Annotated in this window: 5 protein-coding genes and 1 pseudogene; 4 read left to right on the forward strand and 2 right to left on the reverse strand. The window is 58.3% G+C overall.

Annotated features, from left to right (window positions below):
- Positions 1–420, forward strand: a 420-nt coding sequence (locus E4Q08_RS23040; RefSeq protein WP_308240209.1) for a Sua5 family C-terminal domain-containing protein, incomplete at its 5' end; no start/stop codon positions are given.
- Positions 421–694: 274 nt separating this feature from the next.
- On the opposite strand, the gene E4Q08_RS23045 is transcribed toward E4Q08_RS23040, so the two are convergent.
- Complete coding sequence (locus tag E4Q08_RS23045; RefSeq protein WP_169072124.1) at positions 695–901, reverse strand: hypothetical protein; 207 nt, start codon at positions 899–901, stop codon at positions 695–697.
- A 122-nt stretch (positions 902–1,023) separates the two neighbouring features.
- Positions 1,024–3,471, reverse strand: coding sequence for a DNA phosphorothioation-associated putative methyltransferase (locus tag E4Q08_RS23050; RefSeq protein WP_372703819.1), 2,448 nt, complete (start codon positions 3,469–3,471; stop codon positions 1,024–1,026).
- 254 nt (positions 3,472–3,725) lie between these two features.
- On the opposite strand from E4Q08_RS23050, the gene dndC reads away from it, so the two are divergent.
- The 3 genes and pseudogenes from dndC to E4Q08_RS26445 all read left to right on the forward strand — a co-directional run.
- On the forward strand, positions 3,726–5,075 hold the full coding sequence (dndC, locus tag E4Q08_RS23055; RefSeq protein WP_169072125.1) for a DNA phosphorothioation system sulfurtransferase DndC: 1,350 nt from the start codon (positions 3,726–3,728) through the stop codon (positions 5,073–5,075).
- The gene (locus E4Q08_RS23060; RefSeq protein ID WP_169072126.1) at positions 5,072–5,395 is read left to right on the forward strand and encodes an AAA family ATPase; all 324 of its coding nucleotides are present in this window, start codon (positions 5,072–5,074) and stop codon (positions 5,393–5,395) included. The genes dndC and E4Q08_RS23060 overlap by 4 nt, the downstream gene beginning before the upstream one ends.
- Positions 5,371–5,569: pseudogene (locus E4Q08_RS26445) on the forward strand (IS701 family transposase); the annotation flags it as partial. The gene E4Q08_RS23060 and the pseudogene E4Q08_RS26445, both read left to right, overlap by 25 nt.

Genomic DNA, 5,569 nt, shown 5'->3' on the forward strand with positions numbered 1-5,569 from the left:
ACTCCCGAACAGATCGCGACGGTCATCGGCATCATGCCGCAGATCGTCACTCGTCCGCCGGACGCCGCTATGCCGCGGGTTCCCGGTTCGCTGGCCGCACACTACGCGCCGACGACGCCGCTGCACCTGCTGCCATCCGCGCGCATTGTTGAGGTCATCGACCTTCTGCAGAGCACGGGTCGGCGCTGTGCCGTACTCTGTCACAGTCGGTTGCCCGCCACGCCGGCAGCACACGCCTGGCGCTGCTTGCCGGCCAACCCCCGCGCTTACGCCAGTGCGCTCTACGCCGCCCTGCGTGAACTGGATCAGGCCGACGCCGAGCTGATCATCGTCGAGGAGATTCCGGCAACGCCGGCCTGGGCGGCGGTCGCCGACCGGCTGCAGCGCGCGGCAGCCGGTGCCGGTGCATCAGGAGTCTGATCAGTTATACAGCGGGATCGACAAATTGAAGGTAAAACTGGACTGGCCCAAAAAAATCCGGGACCAGACTGTCATCGCGATTTTCCCATACAAGGCGCTAGAATTATCGTGCTACCTTGATCGCCGCTCCCTCTGCATGCAGCAATTCTCATTTTGGCCAACGAGGCCTTCTGCTTCCCCACCGAGCGCATGGAAATCGGCAAAATTTAGGGGCCAAACCCCTCTCATGGACGGCAGAAAGGCACTTTCCGACCAGCTCGTCCCATTGCTTCGGTCATAATGAGAATTGCTGCTCTGCATGCCGATTCGCTGACTGTACCAGCACACTGAGCGACACTCCCGGCAATCCGTAACGTCGCCAAGCGGCGTGGTTGAGTCGATCGCGAGATGCCGAAATCATGAAGGATTCGGCTTCAACCAGCCTCAGGGCATTGATCAACGCCTCCATTCCGGCGATGCGTATTTGTGCATCAATCTTCACACTACCTCCCGTCGATCTACGCAAGGGCCGTCACAACCCGCGGCACTAAACGTCCGCCTTTGCCGGCGATCATCCGAACAACTTGGCGATCCTGATTTGGCCCAAAGCTGACGTGGATCGGCTTATCCTCGCCGTAGAAATACAAACGGTCGAAAGGTGTATGGGTGACGACCCATTGCGCCACGTTGAGCATGTTCTCGTCGTCCACGATGAAATCGACGGCAGAGCCAAAGCGACCACAGATCGCCTTTCCTACGCGGTTTTTTTTCATGGGCGGCATGCTGGTCGAGCTTTGGCTCGATGCGACAGGGAATCTGCTTGGCAAGTTCCGGGGAGCAGAAACCATAAGTTAGCCGGATCATGCCGAAATAGTCGATAACCGGGTCCAGGACGTGCTCTGCCAACTCCACGAGAGCGTTGTAGCTTTCGGGCTGCATCGGTACGTTGTCAAGCCCCGTTCGTGCCTGCGTTTCGCCGCACTCGATTAGTTGGCGAAAGGTCAGATACCGGCCGCAGGAATCGTCGAGGTCCGGGGTCGTCTGTGAACGCACAAGAGAGAATCCCTCGATACTCCAGCGATGCCGGGACAGCTTGGCAAGAAAGGCCCCGGGCGACGGACCGTAACCTGACCAATCAAAGAGACCCAACTCATCGAGTGCCTGATCAAAGACCATCTGTTCGGGGTAGTTGGGAAACTCTTCGTTGATATAGCGCGACTTATGGTATAGGTAGGGTGGCTCGTATTGTTCACCATACGCGAAGTAATCAACGTCCTGCTCCCGGAGCTTGATCTTGGCCCTCTCGACCATGCGCGGCAGGGCTTGACCTTCAAAGTCGTCAAAGCGCATCAGGCTGACTTTTCCGGAGCGGGTATGGATTTTCACCAGGTCCGCGTTGCGGTAGTCGCCATAGAGCACCGCGGCACATCCGACATAGACCCGCAGCAGGGCTGGAAGCCGCTCGACGAGACTGACATGCAATTGTAGAGACTGACCCGTCTCAAGCCAGCCCAAGCCATGCTCCGCTGCCTTGCGGCAGGCCTGGTCGATGGCTTCCAGGTCTGCGATCTGGAACAGCAGTGCCATTGCGCTGGCCTTCGCAGCGGCATAATCACCGAAGAAATGCTTGACGTCCTGTTGCAACGCGCGCTCGAGGTGGCCGTAAGGTTTCCGCTGCTCGAACTGGTTCAGGGCGAAGTAGACCTCCAGATCGGCGACGCGTGAGGCAGAAGCGCGCTCGATCTCTGCCTGATCACCGCGTTCTTCCAGGAAGCGCAGCGCCTTGGACAAGGAACCAAAACCCTCAGTGAGCACGACCAGGTCGTCCACCTCCGACTTGTCCGGCTTGCGCCCGAGCGTAAGCCACAAATCCCATAAGTGATCCAGCGGCTCCCGATAGGCGTCGTAGCGCTCCGCCACCCGATCCAGCCGTATTCTCTGCTCCCGTTCGCACAAGCGCGGCGATGGCTCACGCAGCCGGTTTACCTTGCTGCGGTAGCGGTCAACCAGGAAGCGTTGCTCAGCATCCTTGTCACGAAAAACGTAGAGGACCCCAGGCGCCACCGGGATGGCCTCCTCGTCAAGGACTTGTTCCAGAAACCCCCTGATTTCCGACTGGCTGAAGTATTTCTGGAAGGTCCCGCGTTGCGTCATCACGCCGTCGCGAAAGCGTTCACCCCGCGGATCATTCTGGTTAACCAGCATCACCGATACCACGAGCAAGCGCTCGGCCAGGGACCAAGCACGGGTCAAGGCATCCAAGCGCTCGTCGAAGTCTTCGATGACGTTTATGACGAAGCCGAGATTGACTATGTCCGCCGCGTGAATTGGGTTGTCCGCGGCATGGTACGGATCCCAACCGGCGGCGGTCAGGCCGTTCTCCAGCAAGCCGCGCACATCGTCGCCGCGACCACAGCCGTAGTCAAATAACCGATAACTGCCATCGAGAAATCCATGGCGGGCCAGAGACTGCACCGGCGCCGAGAAGCCGTAGCGCACTAGCGCGGTCAGGTGTCGCGACGCCTGCCAAGCGGTATGGCGCGGCGCTGCCTCGTCGGCAGCGCCAGAGTCTGACTCATCATTGCCCAGCGGCACTAGGGCGTGACCTTCGATGCGATAACCCTTTTCCCTTACGAGAGCCAGCCACTGGCGGCGGTAGCCGATGCGCTTCGGTTCATCGAAAAGCCCAATCGACTCGGCCGTAGCGGTCAAGGCTGCGTAGGCCTCGCGCCGTGAGTCGTCCGGCGGCACCAGAAGTTCCTTACGATGCAGTATCGGCGGATTGAGTGACTCAGCATACGAGCGATAGCTCACGGTCGAGCGATCGAGATCCACTAGCCAACTTTCACGTAGCGAGGGAAAGGGGTCGTCAGCGAAGTCGGGGTAATGCAACAGCGAGATGCACGGCCCCGAATCATCTATACGCACCAGGTTAAAATACACGTGCCGGTTGAAACCAGCTAGGCGCTCGGCCTCTACCACACGCGCCGCGGTGTTTGCGGCAAGGTAGGACAGAGAGTCGGTGTGCAGGTAGGTCCGTCTGCCAACGACCTTGGTTGGAATCAAGCGCATCGCCTCGCACCCATGGGTTAGTCTTGTGCATCATACTGTCAGTAGGGCGCATACATGTGCAAGGAACTTACCCTCTGTGCAAAGATGGACATTCCATCCGCTGCAAGCAGATTGTTCGAAGTGAGCCGACTCAACGGTTGGCGATGGTCACATCCACTCATCGGTAATGCCATTGCATTTGATGTGTTTTGGCCGCAGCACGAAGTTCGCGCGTAAAATCTTGGGACATACTTTGAAGTGGCCCACATTTTCCGATGAAACTCCAGGACATCCAAGTGTCGGTCCTCCCTCCAGACCAAGAACACGTCGTTGAAACCCAAGAGTCTTTGCGAGCCCACTACTTCGCCGATCAGCGTCCGTGGGTGGTTGCGTATTCCGGCGGCAAGGACTCGACCCTGGTCCTGCAGTTGGTTTACGAGTTGCTCGTGGAACTCGGGCCAACAGCACGCAAGCCGATCTTTGTCGTGGCCTCCGACACGCGCGTTGAGGCGCCAAATGTAGAGGAGTATCTGGCGGACCGTCTGTCGCGGTTAGCCAGCCACGCCCGTGCCAACGGCCTGCTGCTCCATGTACATCGAGTGCAGCCCACGCCCGAACAGAGTTTCTGGGGCAACTTGATCGGCAAGGGATACCCTTCTCCAACCCGCTGGTTCCGTTGGTGTACGACCAAGATGAAGATCAAGCCTTCGCGTGCGGTGATCGATGGCATCGTGCGAGATTACGGCGGCGTTGTTCTGCTCTTGGGGACGCGACTGGACGAGAGTGCTAGTCGCGCGCAACGGATGGAGGCTCGCGCCACCAACAGCCGTGGCCTGAATCCCCACAATGAGATTCCGGATGCCTTGGTAATGACACCCATCGCCGAGTGGGCGACCGATCAAGTATGGGAGTACCTCTTCACGCACAATCCGCCGCCTTGGGGTGGCACTCACGACTTCATGCTCGACCTGTATCGGCAGGCGAGCGGCGGCGAATGCCCGGTGGTTCTGGACCTCAATACGCCTTCGTGTGGGGGAAGCCGTTTCGGTTGCTGGACCTGCACCGTCGTCAAGGAAGATAAATCCATGCGCGGATTCATCGACTCCGGCGCAACCTGGATGGAGCCCCTCAATGAATTCCGCAACTGGCTCAAGGAAATTCGCGAAGACACGAGCAAGCGCGACGGCATTCGCCGTAATGACTCCATCGGACCCGGCCCCTTCAGTTCAGAGACTCGCAAGCTCATTCTGCGCCGACTCCTGGCTCTCGAGAAGACCGTCGGACGTCGGCTGATCGAGGATGCGGAGATTGCTTACATTCAGCAGCAGTGGACAGACAAGTTCGATGTCACCGACAGCGCTCTGGCCATTGCCAGAGAGTTCAAAAGGGAGGTTGGGACTGTGACCCTCACACCAGAAGACCTGTCCAGGGACCTCGCCCTGATCGACGAGTTGGCTCCAAGGTTCGAGGTGCAGAGCATCTGGGCCACTGACCTGTATAGCCTGGTTACCGAGCGCTACCCGTCACTCGACAGCCTGAGCAGTCGTCAGCAACTCCTGGAGGATGTAATCAAGGTAGTTGAGAACGCTGTTCGTCAGGCCGACAGGACCGAGCCGGCCGCATGATATTCGAGAGCCTCCGCCTTACCAACCTGTTCTCCTATTACGGTGAGCAGGAGATCGACCTCGGCACCCCGGTACCAGGACGCAACGTCTGCCTGATCATGGGTCGCAACGGCTTCGGCAAGACGAGCCTCCTCAACAGCCTCAAGCTGCTCTTTACCGGTGCTCATTACTTCTACTTTGCCACATTTCTAAAATGGTTGAAATACAGGCTATTGAGCTACATATCTAATGCTCTACCACATAAGGAGTATGACGATGAAATCGCCAAATTTATTTATTTGGGATCGGGCGTGCGGTGGCCAGCTGCTGCGAGAATCTGACCAGCCATTTTCAGTCGTTCCGGGAGTGTTTCCGCAGTAAAACGCGAAGCACGGCCGAGCAAGCTGAACAGTACTTGCGGGGCCTTTTTTCAAAGCCCTCGTGCGAACCTGGAACAGATGAGCGAGACGGTGGCGGAGACCGAGTATTACAGCCTCCACCACATGTTGAGCGAT

The sequence above is a fragment of the Candidatus Accumulibacter contiguus genome (assembly GCF_012940005.1).
GTDB classification, from domain to species: Bacteria; Pseudomonadota; Gammaproteobacteria; order Burkholderiales; family Rhodocyclaceae; genus Accumulibacter; species Accumulibacter contiguus.